This is a genomic window from Staphylococcus sp. MB377, from assembly GCF_001922505.1.
GTDB classification, from domain to species: Bacteria; Bacillota; Bacilli; order Staphylococcales; family Staphylococcaceae; genus Staphylococcus; species Staphylococcus haemolyticus.
Window position 1 is genome coordinate 20,467 of the sequence record NZ_MAON01000063.1, and the last position, 16,612, is coordinate 37,078.

Below are 16,612 nucleotides of genomic sequence, written 5' to 3' on the forward strand. Positions count from 1 at the left end.
AGTTTCAATTAAACTAATTTATTTTTTCTTTTTATTATTCTTAGAAACGACTTGAGTGTTTTTACCTTTTTTATTTGAGTTACTATTATTTTCCTCAAATTTTTCAATCATTGGTGCAACTTCTCTTCGAGCAACTTTTTCATAGTACATATTGGCGAAGTATGTTTGAACAATCAAGAATGCCGCACTGACTGACCAATATAAACCTAAAGCTGAAGCCGAACTTAATGAAATCCAAATAATCATGATTGGTGATACAATCATCATCATATATGTCATTTGACGTTGTTCTTGAGGCATTTGCTTACTTGATACCCAAGCTTGGATAAAGTAAAGCACACCGGCAATAATAGTAATCCAAATATCAGGATGTATTAAATTAAACCATAAGAAGTGAGGATGTTCTGCAATACCGCCACCAATACGGTAACGTAATACAAAGTATAATCCCATGACAACTGGCATTTGAATTAATACAGGTAAACATCCTAATGCACTCTTCATTGGATTAATATCGTATTTCTTATAAACTTCCATCATTTCTTGGTTTGCTGCCATTTTCTCTTCTTGAGTACGTGCACGTTTAACTTTCTCTTGCACGCCATCAACTTCTGGTTTGGCAACTTTCATTTTTTCACGCATCAAATGACTATTTTTATAGTTTGATAGCATGAATGGTAACAAGATAATACGTATTACTAAAACTAATACGATAATTGCAATACCGTAGTCATCGTTAAATACTGAATGGCCTAACCAATGTAATACTTTAGACATTGGTTCTACGAATGTATTATAGAAAAATCCATCTCTATTACTAGATTTAGAATAGTCACATCCGGCTAAAAAGACCATTACCCCTAATAACAAAGGTAGTAACGCTTTCTTCTTCATTTTTACACCTCTATTGATATATTCACATAGAGATTATTTTATCATAGTAACCGTGTACTGGAAAACAAAAAAAGAAAAATTTTATTATTTATTTGAAATAACTTTTCATTTTAGTAACAGTCTTGTCAATATTATGACTACGTGCAATCGCTGAAATAACTGAAACACCATCTGCACCATTTTGAGAAATAGGTTCAATATTGTCTTCTGTTATGCCTCCAATTGCTACCATTGGTAACGAAGGATTGATGTTCTTTAATTTAGCAATCATTGAAGGACCTACTGGTGCGTTAGCATCATCTTTAGAGATTGTTGCAAACATAGGTCCAACTCCAATATAATCAACATGTTCTAAATCCGAATGGTAATATTCTTTCTCATTTCTAATGCTAAGCCCAATGATTTTATCTCTAAAACGTTCAGCAAAAGACTTCACATTTACATCATCTTGCCCTACATGAATACCGTCTGCATTTATTTTTTCAGCTAAATCAACATCGTCATTTACAATAAATGGTACTTGATAGTCATGACATAGTTTTAATAAATCAATTGCTAAATCTTCTTTCGCAACACCATCTAATGATGTTGGCCCCTTTTCACGGAATTGAAAAAGGGTAATTCCAGCTTCTAAAGCTTGCTTTAGTATTACTCTAATATCTTTTCCTTCTGGAACATCTTGCGTACCGCAAATAAAATAAACGTTTAATAATGATGAATTAAACATATTATTCAACCTCTTGTCTTTTGACTTGGTGTTGGTAAGTATTAAAGTCAATGTTATACATTTGATCTAATAGTTTGGGTAAAAATGTACCTGGTCCATTCACTTGTTGATCCTTTTCAGCAAGTTCAGCTGCAATATTATAAATGCTCACTGCTTCTTCTAACACTTGTAGTGTTGGATTTTCTTCTCTAAATAAGAAACTCGCTACAATACCACCGAGTAAACATCCAGCACCAGTAATTTTAGCTAATAAAGGTGACCCATTAGATAACTTGACAACTTTGCCACCTTGGACAACAACATCATCTTTACCTGTTAACACGATGGCTGTATTCAATTCCTCATGGACTCTCTTAGCTATTTCAACAACATCTAAGTCAGTTTCACCATCTGTACCTTTCATCGTTGTAGTCGCATCTACTAACGTTAAAATTTCTGAGGCATTTCCTTTAATTACTGATACTTTCACTTCTGATAAGAATTTTTGGCAAAATGCTTTACGATATGAAGATGCACCAACTGCCACTGGATCAAATACAATCGGTGTTCCTTGTTGATTCGCAATTTTACCAATTTCCAATATGTCTTGTTCATTTGCTTTAGTCATCGTGCCAATATTAATAAGTAATGCACCAGCGACTTTATAAAATTCTCTCGCTTCTTCAGGTGCTTCACTCATTGCTGGGCTCGCGCCGATACTGAGTAAACCATTGGCTGTAAAATTCTTCACGACATCATTTGTATAACACACAACTAGAGGGTTCTCTTGTCTCAAACGTTCTAAGTTATTCATCATCTAAACCTACTTTCTTCATATAGGCAAAATGGTTTACCGGCCCTCTACCCTGACCAATCTCTGGCGTATATTGAATACTTAATGAAATAAATTTCTTAGCTTTTTTTACCGCTTCATAGATTGATTTACCTTTTGCAAGTTCTGCAGTAATTACCGCTGAAAATGTACATCCGGTGCCGTGAGTATGTTTTGTATCAAAGCGTTGATCTTCAAAAGTATATACATCATCCTTAGTAAACAAGAAATCTTTGGCATTGTTTAAATCAGTAGAATGCCCACCTTTTATTACGACGCCTTTACTACCTATCTCGTTAATAAATATGTTACCAGCTTTTCGTATATTTTCTTCAGTGTCTAGTTTGATACCTGTAATTTCCTCTGCTTCAGGAATATTAGGTGTGACGACATCTGCTAAAGGTAGTAATGTATTCTGTAAATGTTTCTTAGTATCATCATCCATGAGTGAATCACCACTTTTAGCAAGCATAACTGGATCAATAACGTATGGAATATCTGAGTGTTGTTTCAAATAATGTTGGATTAACTCCATTGTTTCATGAGTTGCAATCATGCCTGTCTTAATAGCATGTGGTAATTCATCATTAAAGACACTGTCTAATTGTTCTTGTACCCAACTTGTCTCAAGATTATGGATATGTTGAACGCCTTTAGTGTTTTGCGCAACGATACTTGTAATCGCTGCCATACCGTAGACGCCACAGGCATGAAATGATTTTAAATCGGCCATCACACCAGCGCCACCTGATGGATCGGTTCCTGCAATTGTTAAAGCAATTTTGGGTTTATGCATTTTTATCGCCTCCGAAGTTCCACTGTTCATTAATATAAGCCATATTAAAGAAATTACGTTCATGTACGGTACTTTGTAAGAAACTTTCTTTAATATCTTTCTTCTCTTGTTCTGTACAATTTGTTGTTAATTTATCTAATAAATTATCAAATACTTCAATTAATGGTCGCATTTCTGTACTATAGAAATCAAACCATTTTGCTGTAACAGAATCTCTATTTAGGTTTTGATCCTCTAATGCCATTTTAGCTACTACTTCATATACATAAGGACAAGGTGCCATTGCAGCTATAGTATACGCAGCATTTTCATGAGCATATGCGTGATAATACATATGTTTAATGTAATGATCTCCACTAGGTGGCCATACTTTTTCTTTAACAATTTCTTCATAAGGTTCATTGATATAATCTGCTAGGATTTCATGTGCCTCAACCTCACCATCAAGCATAAATTCAATTTGTTCAACTAAAAATTTAACATCCTTCATTGATGGCGCTTTTGGGATAAGAAGTGCATATAAATTTGTAAATTCTTTCAAATATGACGCATCTGCTCTTAAATATTGACGTACTGCTTGAGCATCTAAATCCCCTTTTAATAGGTCTTGTATAAAGCCATCATTATAAATTTCTTCAATAATAGGTTGCGCAGCCTCTTTAATCTCAGTTGAAAATGTCATATTAATCCTCCTTAAAATTAAAAAATGCTACATTTCAACGTAGAAATGTAGCTATCATTCAATAAAGAGAACGTAACATTTACATAACTACTTTCCTACGTTGGTACTAACCAAATCAGGTTATAAGGGTCTGAATTAATCATCTCAGCCATTTACTATGGCTCCCCTAGTAGCATTAATTTATTAATTTAACAATATCAAAATGACTGCGTTTTATCAAACAAAACAAAAAAGAGTGGAACAAAATTCACTGTTCCACTCTTACTTTAAATGATTAAATTACTATATTATGCAGTTACCCATTGTGAAGCGCCTGCAGTGTTATATAATTTAACTGCTGCAGCATCTTGTACGTGTTCAGGAGCTTGTGCTGGTGAAACACCTTTATATTCATCAGGAGCTACTGAATCCCAAGTAGATTGTAAGAATTGATATTTACCTGCTGCACCTGAACTTGGGTTGATAGCAGTAATGTCGCCACCAGATTCACGTTGTGCAATTTGTTGTAAATGACTGTTAACATTTACAGAAGAACCATTTGAAGCATTGTTATTTGAAGAACTTGAGTTAGAAGTTGTAGCTTCAGTTTGTGGTTGTTGTGTTTGTTCAGTTTGAGGTGCTTGTTGAGTTTGAGTTGGTTGAACTTGACTAGATTGTTGTTGAGAACCAACTTGTTCAGCTGAAGTTTGATTAGAAACAGTTGAAACTTGTGCACTTACATCTTGTTGTTGAGAAGCTTGACCTGATTGTGCATAGTTCCAACTCCAGTTAGTACCATCTGATTCAAAATGATAAGTGAAACCTTCATAATCAAAAGTTACATTGTAAGCACCCTCTTGAATAGGGCTATCATTTAATGATTGATCATTTGATTGAGCTAATTGAGCTAATTCTGCTTTATTTACTTGAGCTTCGCTCGCATCTGCGTGTCCAGCGTTGCCAGCAACTACTCCTAAACCTACTGCTAATGATGAAGCAATAATTGTCTTTTTCATAATATATATCCTCCTAAGAATGTTTGTGTCTTAATTAATTTTACAAGTACCACTTTAACATCCATAAAATCATAGTAGGTTACAGTGAAATAAAAAAAGACAGGACTTTTTTACATAGAAATTACATTAGTAAAACCATAATTATTTCAATTGCAAACTATCATGACAGCTTTGAATAGGTATATAAACATCTTTTCTTTGTAATATTTATGAAATCTTTCAGATAATTAAACGGGTAATTTAATAGCCTCCCTTATAAATTCTTTATATAAGAGAGGCCATGAGTATAATTAAAAGAAGTTTTTATAGTAAATAGGGATGGAGTTATTAGAAGATTATTTAACATCAATCACTTCAAGGTGATCAAAGGAATAAGCGTCTTCATCATATGAGGTGTTAGGAAAAATATTATCGTTTTTAGATTTAGGGGACATAAATTTAATTGTTTCAACATATAATTCAGTCACAAAGTGCGTTTGGCCATCTTTATCGTACTTACGAGATCTCATTTGTCCTGTAATACCAACTAAAGTGCCTTGGTCTGTATATGATTCTATATTTGTTGCTGTTTTACCAAATGCTTTACAAAAAATATAATCACAAGCTATTTCATTATTTTCATCTTTATAATTACGTTCAGTTGCAACACAGAACGTAGCTATCTTCACCTCCTCGTTTTCAAATATTTGTGCCTTTTTGGTCAATCGACCTACTATCACAATTTTATTTAGCATGTGTCACCTCCTTCTATAACTATATTATTCATTTATAATTTAGGCGTCAAAATTCTATTTTTAATATTTTTATTCCTCTTATTACACAAAGTTTGATATATTTAAAGAAAATAATTGTAAAACTCATATTTGATTATTAATAATTTCATTTTTTGCATAATTTCAAATTTTTTTGGGGATGTGATGAAGTGAAGACATTTAAAGCTGTACGTTTTCAAATCGTTAACGAAAATGGTGGAATAACTGAATTCGAGTTAGAAGATGGTGTAATCATTAATAAAGAAAATAGTGGCACAGGTTGGCTCTTAGAGGTTGTCATTTCAAATGCACATTATGAGACAATGAAAAAATATTATGATGATCAAACTTTATTGGACATTAGAGTCGTGATAACGCGTCCTTCAAATGATCCCGCTTTATTTGATGCCACAATTAAAAGCATTTCTGAATTCGAAACAACAATGTCAATAGTATTTGACTGTCATATTTATACTTTACGTCAAGTATATGCAGAGAGTTTATTAGAACAGTTAATTGATGAAGGTCTTTCTGGTGAAGAGTTAAAAATAACATTCAATCGAATGATGCAATCAAAACCAAAACTTAAAGAAGAAAAATTTGAGAGAGAATAAAAAATTGCCTCCTAACACTTTATTAAGTTAGGAGGCAATTTTTGATTATTTAAGCATCTTGAATTGCAAAAGTTAGTTCACAACTGCAAGCTAATTGTCCATCAACAGTTGCTTTAGCTGTACCTTTTCCAATCGGACCTTTAATTTTAGTAATTTCTACTTCTAACATTAAAGTATCACCAGGAGTTACTTGCTTTTTAAATCTACATTTATCAATACCAGCAAATAAAGCAATTTTACCTTTATTCTCTTCACTGTTTAGCATAGCAACAGCTCCTGTTTGAGCTAAAGCTTCAGTAATTAGTACGCCAGGCATCACAGCATAATCTGGAAAGTGTCCTTGGAAAAAAGGCTCATTACCAGATACTTGTTTTAAGCCCACACATCTTTTGCCTTCTTCATATTCAACTACACGGTCTATTAGTAAAAATGGTTGTCTATGTGGAATGATTTGTTTAATTTGATTATAATCGAAAATTGTTTCCATAATGTAAGTCCTCCAGAAGTTTATACGAAAAATATCTTATTAATCATTTACTCTTTCAATGTTAGCACCCAATGATTTTAATTTCTCATGGAAATTAACGTAACCACGGTCTAAATGTTTCAATTCAGTAACCTGAGTTGTACCTTCAGCTACTAAACCAGCTAATATTAATGCCGCAGCTGCACGTAAATCCGTTGCTTTAACTTGAGCACCTTGTAATTGACTCTTACCTTGTATTTTAGCGCTTCTGCCTTCTACAGTAATATTTGCATTCATACGTCTAAATTCGGCAACATGCATAAATCTATTTTCAAAGACTGTTTCAGTTATCACTTTATGACCTTCAGCTGTTAATAATAACGCCATCATTTGTGATTGCATATCTGTTGGGAATCCAGGATGTGGCAATGTTTTAACGTCAACTGGTTTAAGTTCATCCTCAGCAGTGACTCTTACACCATCTTCTTGGAAATCTAAATTAACACCCATTTCTTCTAGTTTATAAATTAAACTAGTCATGTGTTCCTTCACAGCGTCTCGAACAAATACATCACCACGTGTAATTGCAGCAGCTATGATAAGGGTACCTGCTTCAATTCTATCTGGAATAATTGAATGTTCAACACCTCTTAATTTTTCGACACCATGAATTGTAATAGTATCAGTACCAGCTCCGGTAACTTTACCACCCATTTCATTGATATAATTTGCTAAATCAACAATTTCAGGTTCTTTAGCAACATTTTCAATTACTGTTTTACCCTTTGCAAGTGAAGCAGCCATAATAATGTTTTGAGTTGCACCTACACTAGGGAAATCTAAATGAATATCTGTACCTTTTAAACCATCTTTTGTACTAGCATAAATATTTCCATTTTCAAGGTGAATTTCAGCACCTAGAGCTTCAAAACCTTTAATATGCTGCTCTATTGGTCGTGCACCAATTGCACAACCACCTGGTAATGCGACAATGGCATGTCCTAATCGAGCTAGTAAAGGACCCATAACCAATATGCTTGCACGCATCTTACTAACATATTCATAAGGTGCCTCTTCTTTTAATGTTGTAGATGCATCAACTAATACGGCACCTTCTTCTTTGTTATACTCCACATTAGCGTTTAATGTTGATAACACATTATTTATTGTTACAACATCACTTAGATCTGGAACGTTAACAAGTTTACTTTGACCTTCTGATGCTAACAGTGATGCAGTTAGTACTGGTAAAACTGCATTTTTAGCTCCTTCAACTTTAACTTCTCCAGTTAGGCGATTGCCACCTTTTATAACTATTTTATCCATAATAATCCTCCACTTTAAACTCCTATTACTATCATCATTTCCCGATTTTCAATCAATTATTTATTATATCCATTTTTAAAAAGAATTTACAATAAACTCATTATTGAAATAAAAATTTCACTTGTGTTGAGAATTGTAATAAATCAATTAAAAAATTACTGACAGCTGTACCCAATAATACTGCTAAAAACATTAGACAAACTTGTACTTGAGTAGCATAGCCTTTTTTAAAAAATTGATCTAATTTTAGAGAGTTTAATGCCCAATAAGCTATGCAAATACACAGAACATGTAAAATTAAGTGTACTATTGCAAATTGTCCAATATAATCCATGACATTCTCTCCTTTTAGATTTCTGTACTATATTGTACATTAAATAAGCACAGAATGATACTAATCGTGACTATGATACAACATAAAAAAGGTTTGAAAACTAAAGTTAGTTTCCAAACCTTTTTAATTATTTTAATTCTGCTACGCGTAAGCGGTTTTCAGCTCTTGCCAACGCTCTTTTAGCTCTGTTTATATCACTGTTATCCTGATCTTCTAAATGAGATTGTGCTCTTTGACGAGCTAATTTAGCTCGTTCTACATCAATTTCACTTGCAGTTTCAGCTGTTTGAACAATGACAGATATTTTATGTTGTCTAATTTCAACAAAGCCACCACTAACAGCTATATATTCAGTACCATTTCTAAAATTTACTTTTACATGGCCTGTTTTTAATGCGGCAACTGTCGGAATATGCCCGCTCATGACACCCATTTCACCAGCTGTAGTTTGAAAAACAACTAATTCAACGTCATCTTTTTCGTAGACTGAACCATTAGGAGTGACAATATCAAGATTAACTGTACTCATTATCTATACCTCCTAATTGTTTAGACTTCAACACCCATATCTTTTGCTTTGGCAATGACATCTTCCATACTTCCAACTAAACGGAAAGCATCTTCAGGAATATGGTCATATTTACCATCTAAAATGTCTTTAAAATCAGCTACTGTAGTTTTAACAGGAACGTATGAACCTTTTTGACCAGTGAATTGTTCTGCTACATGGAAGTTTTGTGACAAGAAGAATTGAATTCGACGTGCACGTTCTACAGTCAATTTATCTTCTTCTGATAACTCATCCATACCTAAAATAGCAATGATATCTTGTAATTCTCTATATTTTTGAAGTGTTGATTGGACATCTCGTGCCACTTCATAATGCTCTTGACCAACAATTGCTGGTTCTAACGCTCTTGATGTAGATGCTAAAGGATCCACGGCAGGATAGATACCCATCTCAGTTAATTTACGTTCTAAGTTAGTTGTAGCATCTAAGTGAGCGAATGCAGTTGCTGGCGCTGGGTCAGTATAGTCATCGGCTGGTACGAATACAGCTTGAATTGAGGTTACTGAACCTTTATTCGTTGATGTAATACGTTCTTGTAATTGACCCATTTCCGTAGCTAAAGTAGGTTGATAACCTACAGCTGATGGCATACGTCCTAATAATGCTGATACTTCTGAACCTGCTTGAGTAAATCTGAAAATGTTATCGATGAATAACAGAACGTCTTGTCCTTGTTCATCACGGAAATACTCAGCCATTGTCAATGCAGAAAGTGCCACACGCATACGCGCACCAGGTGGCTCGTTCATTTGACCAAATACCATTGCTGTTTTCTCAATAACGCCACTATCTCTCATTTCATAATATAGGTCGTTACCTTCACGTGTACGTTCACCTACACCAGCAAATACTGAAATACCACCATGTTCTTGTGCGATATTATTAATCAATTCTTGGATTAAAACGGTTTTACCAACACCGGCACCACCAAATAGACCGATTTTACCACCTTTGATGTATGGTGCTAATAAGTCTACAACTTTGATTCCAGTTTCAAGAATTTCTACTTCAGTAGATAATTCGTCAAAATTAGGTGATTGTCTATGAATTGGATCACGTCTTACTGAACCATCTAATTTATCTTCTAAATCAATTGTGTCACCTAATACGTTAAATACACGTCCTAAAGTTACTTCGCCAACTGGTACTGAAATGTCTTTTTCAGTGTTCTGAACTTCCATACCACGTTGAACACCATCTGTTGAATCCATGGCAATTGTACGAACAACGTCATCACCTAGTTGTAATGCAACTTCAAGCGTTAATTCAAAAGTACCATCTTCTTTGGGAACTTCGATGATTAAGGCGTTATTAATTTCAGGTACTTCATTATGTTCAAAACGAACGTCAATAACAGGACCCATAACCTGAGTTACACGGCCATTACTCATGTTGTTTCCTCCTTTTAATTATTATTCAAGTGCTGCGGAACCACCAACAATTTCTGTGATTTGTTGAGTGATTTCAGCTTGTCTAGCTCTATTATATTGTAATGATAAGTCATCAATAAGTTCAGTTGCATTATCAGAAGCATTTTTCATTGCAGTCATTCTCGCTGCATGTTCACTAGCCTTAGCATCTAAAATCGTTCCATAAATTAAACTTTCAACATATTGAGGAAGAATAACACTTAGGATAGACTCTTTATCAGGCTCAAATTCATATGAAGACATTTGGCCTTGACCTTGGCTAGAATCTTCACGAGATAATGGTAAAACTTGTTTAGTTGCTGGTTTATTTTCAAGAACACTAACATAGTGACTGTAATAAATTTTTAATTCGTCAATATGTTCTTCACTGAATAAGTCAATCGCATGTTTAGCAATTGCTTGTATTGATTTAAATGAAGGTTGATCAGGAACTTCAACAAGTGAATTCTCAATTTCATAACCTCTATTTTTAAGGAAATCAACACCAGATTGACCCAATACAATAATACTATATTCGTCACTGCTAGAATGCTTTTCTTTAATATCATTAATAAGTCGTTTTAGTACATTTGAACTATAAGCACCTGCTAAGCCTTTATCACTTGTAATAACTAGGTAGCCACTACGTTGAACTTGTCTAGGTCTAAGCATAGGATGACTAGAATTTTTACTAGCACCTGCAATTGCAGTAATAGCATCTTGCATTTTCTCCATATAAGGTTCAAATTGTTTAGTGTTTTTTTCAGCTCGACGTAATTTTGAACTTGATACCATATTCATCGCTTTGGTAATTTGTTTCATTTTTTTCGTCGATTTAATACGACCATCTATCTCTTTTAATGAAGCCATTATCTCACCACCCTTTCAATTTAAAGTTTAATTATTCAGATTTGCTAAAGCTTTTCTTGAATTCATTAATAGTTGCTTCAAATTTCTCATCAGATGGTAAGCCACCAGTTTCTCTAATTTCATTTAATAAGTCTGAACCATTTGATTTAGTCCAACTATTCAATTCATCTTCAAAACGTGTGATGTCTTCTACAGGAATATCATCTAGGTAACCTTTTGTTAATGCATAAATAATTAAAACTTGATTTTCAACAGGAAGTGGTTTGTTTTGATCTTGTTTCAAGACTTCAACCGTACGTTTACCTCTTTCAAGTTTTCTAGCTGTAAATTCATCTAAATCAGAACCGAATTGTGCAAATGATTCTAATTCTCTATATGAAGCTAAGTCTAAACGTAGCGTACCTGCTACTTTCTTCATTGCTTTAATTTGAGCAGATCCACCTACACGTGAAACTGATTGTCCTGCATTAATCGCTGGTCTTACACCTGAGAAGAATAAATCAGATTGTAAGAAAATTTGTCCATCTGTAATTGAAATTACGTTAGTTGGTACGTATGCAGAAATATCCCCTGCTTGTGTTTCAATGATTGGTAAAGCAGTTATTGAACCGCCACCTAAATCATCATTAAGTTTAGCTGCTCTTTCTAATAATCTACTATGCAGGTAGAATACGTCACCTGGATACGCTTCACGACCTGGTGGTCTACGTAATAATAATGATAACTCACGATAAGCAGCAGCTTGTTTAGTTAAATCATCGTAAACGATTAATACATGTTTACCATTGAACATAAACTCTTCACCCATAGTTACACCTGAGTAAGGTGCAATGTAAAGTAATGGTGAAGGTTCAGATGCTGAAGCTGAAACAACAATTGTGTAATCTAATGCACCAGCTTGACGCAATTTTTCTACATTTGCACGCACAGTTGAATCTTTTTGACCAATTGCTACGTAAATGCAAATTGTATCTAAACCTTTTTGGTTTAAGATTGTATCAATACCGATTGTTGTTTTACCTGTTTGTCTATCTCCGATAATTAACTCACGTTGACCACGTCCAATTGGAACTAATGCGTCAATCGCTTTAATACCAGTTTGAAGTGGTTCGTCAACAGATTTACGAGCCATTACACCTGTAGCTTTTTGCTCAACAGGACGTGTTTTAGTTGTATTGATAGGACCTTGCCCATCAATAGGTTGACCAAGTGGGTTAACAACACGACCCATAAGTTCTTCACCTACTGGAACTTCCATAATACGTCCAGTACGTCTAACTTCGTCGCCTTCAGTAATTTCAGTATATGGTCCTAAAATAACTACACCCACATTTGATTCTTCAAGGTTTTGAGCTAAACCAAGAACACCATTTGAGAACTCTACTAGCTCACCAGCCATACAGTCATTTAATCCGTGAATTAATGCGATACCGTCACCAATTTGGAGTACCGTACCAACATCAGTTACAGACATTTCAGACTCATAATTTTCAATTTGTGAGCGAAGTAATGCACTGATTTCTTCAGCTTTTATGGCCATCTATGTCACTCCTCTTTATTTTAGTTTACTCTTCTAAATTTGCGTTCGATTTGTTCTAAATCTTTTTTAACACTGCCATCTAGCACAGTAGTACCAACTTTAACTCTAAATCCTCCAATTAATTCTGGATTTATTTTCGTAGTAATATGTACTTGAGATAAATTAGTTTGTTTTAAAATTAAGTCTTTAATGCGATCAAGTTCTTCATCACTTAATTGATAAACTGATTCAACAATTGCTGAATCTTCATTATGATATTCATTATATAAACTTTTGAATTCTTTAAAAATTGAATTGATAAGTACTAAATGACGATTATTAGCTAATATCATTAGCATATTTTTCAAGTAATAATTAGCATCTCCAAAAATGATACCAACAAATTTGCGTCTTTCTGAAGCTGGTTGGTTAGGATTTGAGTCAATTGCTCTAAAATCTTCACCATAGTTTCTCGTAGCTTCACTAACTTCACTCAATTCGTCATACATTAAATCTAATCTATCTTTATCAATAGCGACGTCAAATAATGCTTTAGCGTATTTATTTGCTACATCTGCCATTATTTATCGCCTGCCTCTTTTAAATACTTATCAACAAGTTCTTTTTGATCTTGTTCTGAAATTTCTTTTTGAAGTACTTTAGAAGCAATTAATACTGATAATTCAGACACTTGATTGTTAATATCCGCTAATGCACGTTCTTTCTCGCTATTGATTTCACTTTGAGCAGTTTCAATCATACCATTTGCACGAATATTTGCTTCATGAATGATTTCTTCGTGTTGTTTACGTGCTTGAACTCTAGCATCTTCTAAAATACGTTGAACTTCATCTTGAGTTTGTTTTAGTGTCTTTTTGTTTTCTTCTTCAAGTTTTTGTGCATTTAATTTTGCTTCTTCGGCTTCATCAATGTCTCTATTGATGTCACGTTCACGTTTATCCATTACTTCTTTTAATGGACCCCAAGCAAATTTCTTAAGTAGTGCTAGTAATATAGCAAATGTGATAACTGTTACAATGACAGTACCCCATTCAACTCCACCACCTGCTGCACCTATAACGAATGAATTAGTTAATGCATTCACTGGCATTTGACACTCCTTTCATAATTAATCACCACTTGCCATTAAATAAAACGAACGGCGAAGATCCAAGTGACTTCGCCATGAAATTTTCTTATTGGAAAAGAGTCATGAATGCGATTACAACACCGATGATAGGTAATGCCTCAACTAAACCAATACCGATGAACATGATACTCATTAATTGTCCACGTGCTTCTGGTTGACGAGCTACACCTTCTACTGTTCTTGAAACGATAAGACCGTTACCGATACCTGCGCCTAGTGCTGATAAACCAATTGCAATTGCTGCTGCGATTAAACCCATATTAATAATTCCTCCTAAAATGTTTGTTTAAGTTAATGTGTGTCCGCTACTTTGTGGGACATGTAAACCATTGAAAGCATGATAAATATATATGCCTGGATTGAGCCAACAAAGATTGAGAATCCTTGCCATACGATTAAACCTGGAATACCTATAATCCAACCCCAAGCACTACTTACAACTAAACCGGCTAATAATGAAAGTAATAATTCACCGGCAAAAATATTACCGTATAAACGTAGTCCAAGTGTTAATGTTGAAGAGAATTCTTCAAAAACATTGATAATTGCTAAAGGCCAGAATGGTTTGAAGTAATTACCTATGTATGCCTTAGTACCACGGATTTTCACACCATAATAGTGTGTAAGTAATATCATCATAGTTGACAATGTCAATGTGACTGTTGCATCTGCTGTTGGAGATTTCCACCATAGATAATGATCTTTAGTGACTATAGCAAATGGTAACCCTAACATGTTTGCAACAAAGATAAATAATATCAATGTTACAGCTAAGAAGTGAAACTGACCACCTTTTTTCCAAGCCATATTACTCTCAATGATGCTTCTCACAAAGTCAAAGATCCATTCAATAAAATTCTGTTTACCTGATGGTCTTTTCTTTAAATTACGTGTACAAATAATTGCTATAAGAAAAACAATGATTGCTGTAATAACTAACATCATGATGCTTGCTAAATTGAAAACGAGATCAAAACCAAACACATTCCAACTCACGAGTGGGTTTTTGTGATCCATGTACTCACCTCTTTCGTTCTTAAAATTTTAACTCTTTAGCAGTAGAGGGCGTAGTATGATTAAAACATAAGAAAACATAAGACCTATCATTATTCCAATAATATTGACATAAACTTTTAATAAAAACCATATTACGCACGCAATGATAGCGACTAAGTATCTCCAAGTATTGCCTGTAGAAATGTGTATATTATCTGGTTGTTTTGCCCGAGATAAATATAATTCGAAAATATAGGTATTTATTAAAGATCCAACTGTGCCGATTATCAATCCAAGAATAAAAGGTTTTGGAATAATGATATACAATACACCCAATAAAATTAGAAAATAAATATAATATTGAATGAATTGTTTAAATATGATGCTGAAACGCCTCATTTTTTTCCTCCAAATTAACTTATGACAACCATGCAAACCGTTCCACTCATACAAATTTAATAATAATATAGGGGAAATAGTGTGTCAATTCTATTCAAATTGTTGTAAAAATTGACTATTTAGTTGTCAAAAAATGTTCACAATTAAGATTATTTTATGAATTGAAAGATTTTGGCATTTTTGAAGTTAAGCCGAAATAATATTTTATACTCTCACATATTCTCAAAGATGCATTGCCATCACCATAAGGATTTTGAGTTAGCGCCATTTGATCATAAATCATTTGATTTTCTAAGATTTCTGTTGTTGATTTAAAAACATTATCAAAATCAGTGCCTACAACCTTTAAAGTACCTGCTGTTACACCTTCTGGTCTTTCAGTTACATCTCTTAGAACAAGAACAGGTTTATTTAATGAAGGGGCTTCTTCTTGAATCCCCCCTGAATCAGTCAAAATTAAATATGCTTTATTTGCAAAATTATGAAAATCTACAACATCGAGTGGTTCAATTAATTCTATACGTTCATGTTCTCCTAAATACTCGTAAGCTAGTTCTCTTACTTTAGGATTTAAATGTAAAGGAGACACAATAACGATATCTTCATATTCATCCACAATTTTGCGCATCGCTTTGTAAATATCAATCATTGGCTGTCCGACATTTTCTCGTCTATGGACAGTTAATAATATAATACGTTTACCTTGATGTTTTCTTATAATATCTGAATTATATTCTTTTTGAATTGTTAGTTCGAGTGTGTCGATAGCAGTATTTCCAGTAATAATAATTGAATCAGGACTCTTGTTTTCTTGAAGTAGATTATTAGCCGCCCCTTTAGTAGGTGCAAAATGTATATCGGCTAAATTACTTACCATTTGCCTATTCACTTCTTCTGGAAATGGCGTATATTTATGTCGCGTTCTTAAACCTGCTTCAACATGACCAATAGCAACTTTATTATAAAAAGCAGCAAGAGCACCAGAAAATGTTGTAGTTGTGTCGCCATGAACTAATACCATATCTGGTTTCTCTTTTTTTATAACATCTTCAAGTTTCGTCATAGCTCTTGAGGTAATGTCGGAAAGTGTTTGACCTTCCTTCATAATATTTAAATCATAATGTGGCTTAATGTTAAAAGTATGTAATACTGAATCTAACATCTCACGATGCTGAGCAGTTACAACAATCATTGGTTCTAACTCAGCATCATATTCGAGTGCCTTTACTAAAGGTGCCATCTTAATCGCTTCTGGTCTAGTACCAAAGACTGTCATAATTTTTTTCATACTTTAAGCTCCT

General features: G+C 33.8%; 21 protein-coding genes and 1 riboswitch. Of the genes, 1 reads left to right on the plus strand and 20 read right to left on the minus strand.

Annotation, left to right across the window (positions count from 1 at the left end; all coding sequences use genetic code 11):
• Window positions 1-18: 18 nt before the first annotated feature.
• The 7 genes from yidC to BB045_RS11455 form a co-directional block, all read right to left on the minus strand.
• Window positions 19-894, minus strand: a complete 876-nt coding sequence (gene yidC / locus BB045_RS11425; protein ID WP_037551964.1) for a membrane protein insertase YidC — start codon at window positions 892-894, stop codon at window positions 19-21.
• Between the two features lie 88 nt (window positions 895-982).
• Window positions 983-1,621, minus strand: a complete 639-nt coding sequence (gene thiE, locus BB045_RS11430) for a thiamine phosphate synthase (RefSeq protein ID WP_075140785.1) — start codon at window positions 1,619-1,621, stop codon at window positions 983-985.
• A 1-nt stretch (window position 1,622) separates the two neighbouring features.
• Window positions 1,623-2,414: a hydroxyethylthiazole kinase gene (gene thiM, locus BB045_RS11435; protein WP_070440373.1), complete on the minus strand. Its 792-nt coding sequence runs from the start codon at window positions 2,412-2,414 to the stop codon at window positions 1,623-1,625.
• Window positions 2,407-3,228, minus strand: coding sequence for a bifunctional hydroxymethylpyrimidine kinase/phosphomethylpyrimidine kinase (gene thiD / locus BB045_RS11440; RefSeq protein ID WP_070440371.1), 822 nt, complete (start codon window positions 3,226-3,228; stop codon window positions 2,407-2,409). The genes thiM and thiD overlap by 8 nt, the downstream gene beginning before the upstream one ends.
• On the minus strand, window positions 3,221-3,910 hold the full coding sequence (tenA, locus tag BB045_RS11445) for a thiaminase II (RefSeq protein WP_070440369.1): 690 nt from the start codon (window positions 3,908-3,910) through the stop codon (window positions 3,221-3,223). Before tenA ends, thiD begins: the two co-directional genes overlap by 8 nt.
• A 75-nt stretch (window positions 3,911-3,985) precedes the next feature.
• Window positions 3,986-4,088, minus strand: a riboswitch (TPP riboswitch).
• A gap of 109 nt (window positions 4,089-4,197) precedes the next feature.
• Entirely contained in the window at window positions 4,198-4,905 is a 708-nt protein-coding gene (locus BB045_RS11450) for a transglycosylase family protein (RefSeq protein WP_075140786.1), read from the minus strand.
• A 335-nt stretch (window positions 4,906-5,240) separates the two neighbouring features.
• A complete protein-coding gene (locus BB045_RS11455) occupies window positions 5,241-5,639 on the minus strand; it encodes a single-stranded DNA-binding protein (RefSeq protein WP_075140787.1) in 399 nt (132 codons plus the stop codon).
• Window positions 5,640-5,827: 188 nt separating this feature from the next.
• Between BB045_RS11455 and BB045_RS11460 the strand changes: the two genes are divergently transcribed.
• Window positions 5,828-6,271, plus strand: a complete 444-nt coding sequence (locus BB045_RS11460) for a YwpF-like family protein (RefSeq protein WP_011275248.1) — start codon at window positions 5,828-5,830, stop codon at window positions 6,269-6,271.
• 49 nt (window positions 6,272-6,320) lie between these two features.
• Here the strand turns inward: BB045_RS11460 and fabZ are convergent, their stop codons facing one another.
• The 13 genes from fabZ to wecB all read right to left on the minus strand — a co-directional run bounded on the left by fabZ (window position 6,321) and on the right by wecB (window position 16,599).
• A complete protein-coding gene (gene fabZ / locus BB045_RS11465; RefSeq protein ID WP_016931213.1) occupies window positions 6,321-6,758 on the minus strand; it encodes a 3-hydroxyacyl-ACP dehydratase FabZ in 438 nt (145 codons plus the stop codon).
• Between the two features lie 39 nt (window positions 6,759-6,797).
• Entirely contained in the window at window positions 6,798-8,063 is a 1,266-nt protein-coding gene (murA, locus tag BB045_RS11470) for a UDP-N-acetylglucosamine 1-carboxyvinyltransferase (protein WP_016931214.1), read from the minus strand.
• Window positions 8,064-8,163: 100 nt separating this feature from the next.
• Window positions 8,164-8,397: a DUF1146 family protein gene (locus tag BB045_RS11475; RefSeq protein ID WP_011275245.1), complete on the minus strand. Its 234-nt coding sequence runs from the start codon at window positions 8,395-8,397 to the stop codon at window positions 8,164-8,166.
• A 127-nt stretch (window positions 8,398-8,524) separates the two neighbouring features.
• Window positions 8,525-8,926 carry a F0F1 ATP synthase subunit epsilon gene (locus BB045_RS11480; RefSeq protein WP_053025287.1) on the minus strand — a complete coding sequence of 134 codons (402 nt, stop codon included), beginning with the start codon at window positions 8,924-8,926 and terminating at the stop codon, window positions 8,525-8,527.
• Window positions 8,927-8,946: 20 nt separating this feature from the next.
• A complete protein-coding gene (gene atpD, locus BB045_RS11485) occupies window positions 8,947-10,359 on the minus strand; it encodes a F0F1 ATP synthase subunit beta (RefSeq protein ID WP_037551943.1) in 1,413 nt (470 codons plus the stop codon).
• 21 nt (window positions 10,360-10,380) lie between these two features.
• A complete protein-coding gene (gene atpG, locus BB045_RS11490) occupies window positions 10,381-11,247 on the minus strand; it encodes an ATP synthase F1 subunit gamma (RefSeq protein ID WP_070440358.1) in 867 nt (288 codons plus the stop codon).
• A 31-nt stretch (window positions 11,248-11,278) separates the two neighbouring features.
• Entirely contained in the window at window positions 11,279-12,787 is a 1,509-nt protein-coding gene (atpA, locus tag BB045_RS11495) for a F0F1 ATP synthase subunit alpha (RefSeq protein ID WP_070861615.1), read from the minus strand.
• A 20-nt stretch (window positions 12,788-12,807) separates the two neighbouring features.
• The gene (locus BB045_RS11500; protein ID WP_070580756.1) at window positions 12,808-13,347 is read right to left on the minus strand and encodes a F0F1 ATP synthase subunit delta; all 540 of its coding nucleotides are present in this window, start codon (window positions 13,345-13,347) and stop codon (window positions 12,808-12,810) included.
• Window positions 13,347-13,877, minus strand: a complete 531-nt coding sequence (locus BB045_RS11505; protein ID WP_053025292.1) for a F0F1 ATP synthase subunit B — start codon at window positions 13,875-13,877, stop codon at window positions 13,347-13,349. Before BB045_RS11505 ends, BB045_RS11500 begins: the two co-directional genes overlap by 1 nt.
• Before the next feature lie 85 nt (window positions 13,878-13,962).
• Window positions 13,963-14,175, minus strand: a complete 213-nt coding sequence (atpE, locus tag BB045_RS11510) for a F0F1 ATP synthase subunit C (protein ID WP_011275238.1) — start codon at window positions 14,173-14,175, stop codon at window positions 13,963-13,965.
• Between the two features lie 32 nt (window positions 14,176-14,207).
• Window positions 14,208-14,933, minus strand: a complete 726-nt coding sequence (atpB, locus tag BB045_RS11515) for a F0F1 ATP synthase subunit A (RefSeq protein WP_070861611.1) — start codon at window positions 14,931-14,933, stop codon at window positions 14,208-14,210.
• 27 nt (window positions 14,934-14,960) lie between these two features.
• Complete coding sequence (locus tag BB045_RS11520; protein ID WP_037551936.1) at window positions 14,961-15,311, minus strand: ATP synthase subunit I; 351 nt, start codon at window positions 15,309-15,311, stop codon at window positions 14,961-14,963.
• 154 nt (window positions 15,312-15,465) lie between these two features.
• Entirely contained in the window at window positions 15,466-16,599 is a 1,134-nt protein-coding gene (gene wecB, locus BB045_RS11525; protein ID WP_049426600.1) for a non-hydrolyzing UDP-N-acetylglucosamine 2-epimerase, read from the minus strand.
• Window positions 16,600-16,612: the final 13 nt, after the last annotated feature.

Excerpts from the sequence above, each read along its gene's own strand:
- thiE (WP_075140785.1), bottom strand. The coding sequence starts at position 1,621 with ATGTTTAATTCATCATTATTAAACGTTTATTTTATTTGCGGTACGCAA.
- BB045_RS11450 (WP_075140786.1), bottom strand. The coding sequence starts at position 4,905 with ATGAAAAAGACAATTATTGCTTCATCATTAGCAGTAGGTTTAGGAGTA.
- atpG (WP_070440358.1), bottom strand. The coding sequence starts at position 11,247 with ATGGCTTCATTAAAAGAGATAGATGGTCGTATTAAATCGACGAAAAAA.
- BB045_RS11475 (WP_011275245.1), bottom strand. The coding sequence starts at position 8,397 with ATGGATTATATTGGACAATTTGCAATAGTACACTTAATTTTACATGTT.
- BB045_RS11480 (WP_053025287.1), bottom strand. The coding sequence starts at position 8,926 with ATGAGTACAGTTAATCTTGATATTGTCACTCCTAATGGTTCAGTCTAC.
- atpE (WP_011275238.1), bottom strand. The coding sequence starts at position 14,175 with ATGGGTTTAATCGCAGCAGCAATTGCAATTGGTTTATCAGCACTAGGC.
- atpD (WP_037551943.1), bottom strand. The coding sequence starts at position 10,359 with ATGAGTAATGGCCGTGTAACTCAGGTTATGGGTCCTGTTATTGACGTT.
- fabZ (WP_016931213.1), bottom strand. The coding sequence starts at position 6,758 with ATGGAAACAATTTTCGATTATAATCAAATTAAACAAATCATTCCACAT.
- atpB (WP_070861611.1), bottom strand. The coding sequence starts at position 14,933 with ATGGATCACAAAAACCCACTCGTGAGTTGGAATGTGTTTGGTTTTGAT.
- tenA (WP_070440369.1), bottom strand. The coding sequence starts at position 3,910 with ATGACATTTTCAACTGAGATTAAAGAGGCTGCGCAACCTATTATTGAA.
- thiD (WP_070440371.1), bottom strand. The coding sequence starts at position 3,228 with ATGCATAAACCCAAAATTGCTTTAACAATTGCAGGAACCGATCCATCA.
- BB045_RS11500 (WP_070580756.1), bottom strand. The coding sequence starts at position 13,347 with ATGGCAGATGTAGCAAATAAATACGCTAAAGCATTATTTGACGTCGCT.
- BB045_RS11520 (WP_037551936.1), bottom strand. The coding sequence starts at position 15,311 with ATGAGGCGTTTCAGCATCATATTTAAACAATTCATTCAATATTATATT.
- murA (WP_016931214.1), bottom strand. The coding sequence starts at position 8,063 with ATGGATAAAATAGTTATAAAAGGTGGCAATCGCCTAACTGGAGAAGTT.
- atpA (WP_070861615.1), bottom strand. The coding sequence starts at position 12,787 with ATGGCCATAAAAGCTGAAGAAATCAGTGCATTACTTCGCTCACAAATT.
- BB045_RS11455 (WP_075140787.1), bottom strand. The coding sequence starts at position 5,639 with ATGCTAAATAAAATTGTGATAGTAGGTCGATTGACCAAAAAGGCACAA.
- thiM (WP_070440373.1), bottom strand. The coding sequence starts at position 2,414 with ATGAATAACTTAGAACGTTTGAGACAAGAGAACCCTCTAGTTGTGTGT.
- BB045_RS11505 (WP_053025292.1), bottom strand. The coding sequence starts at position 13,877 with ATGCCAGTGAATGCATTAACTAATTCATTCGTTATAGGTGCAGCAGGT.
- wecB (WP_049426600.1), bottom strand. The coding sequence starts at position 16,599 with ATGAAAAAAATTATGACAGTCTTTGGTACTAGACCAGAAGCGATTAAG.
- yidC (WP_037551964.1), bottom strand. The coding sequence starts at position 894 with ATGAAGAAGAAAGCGTTACTACCTTTGTTATTAGGGGTAATGGTCTTT.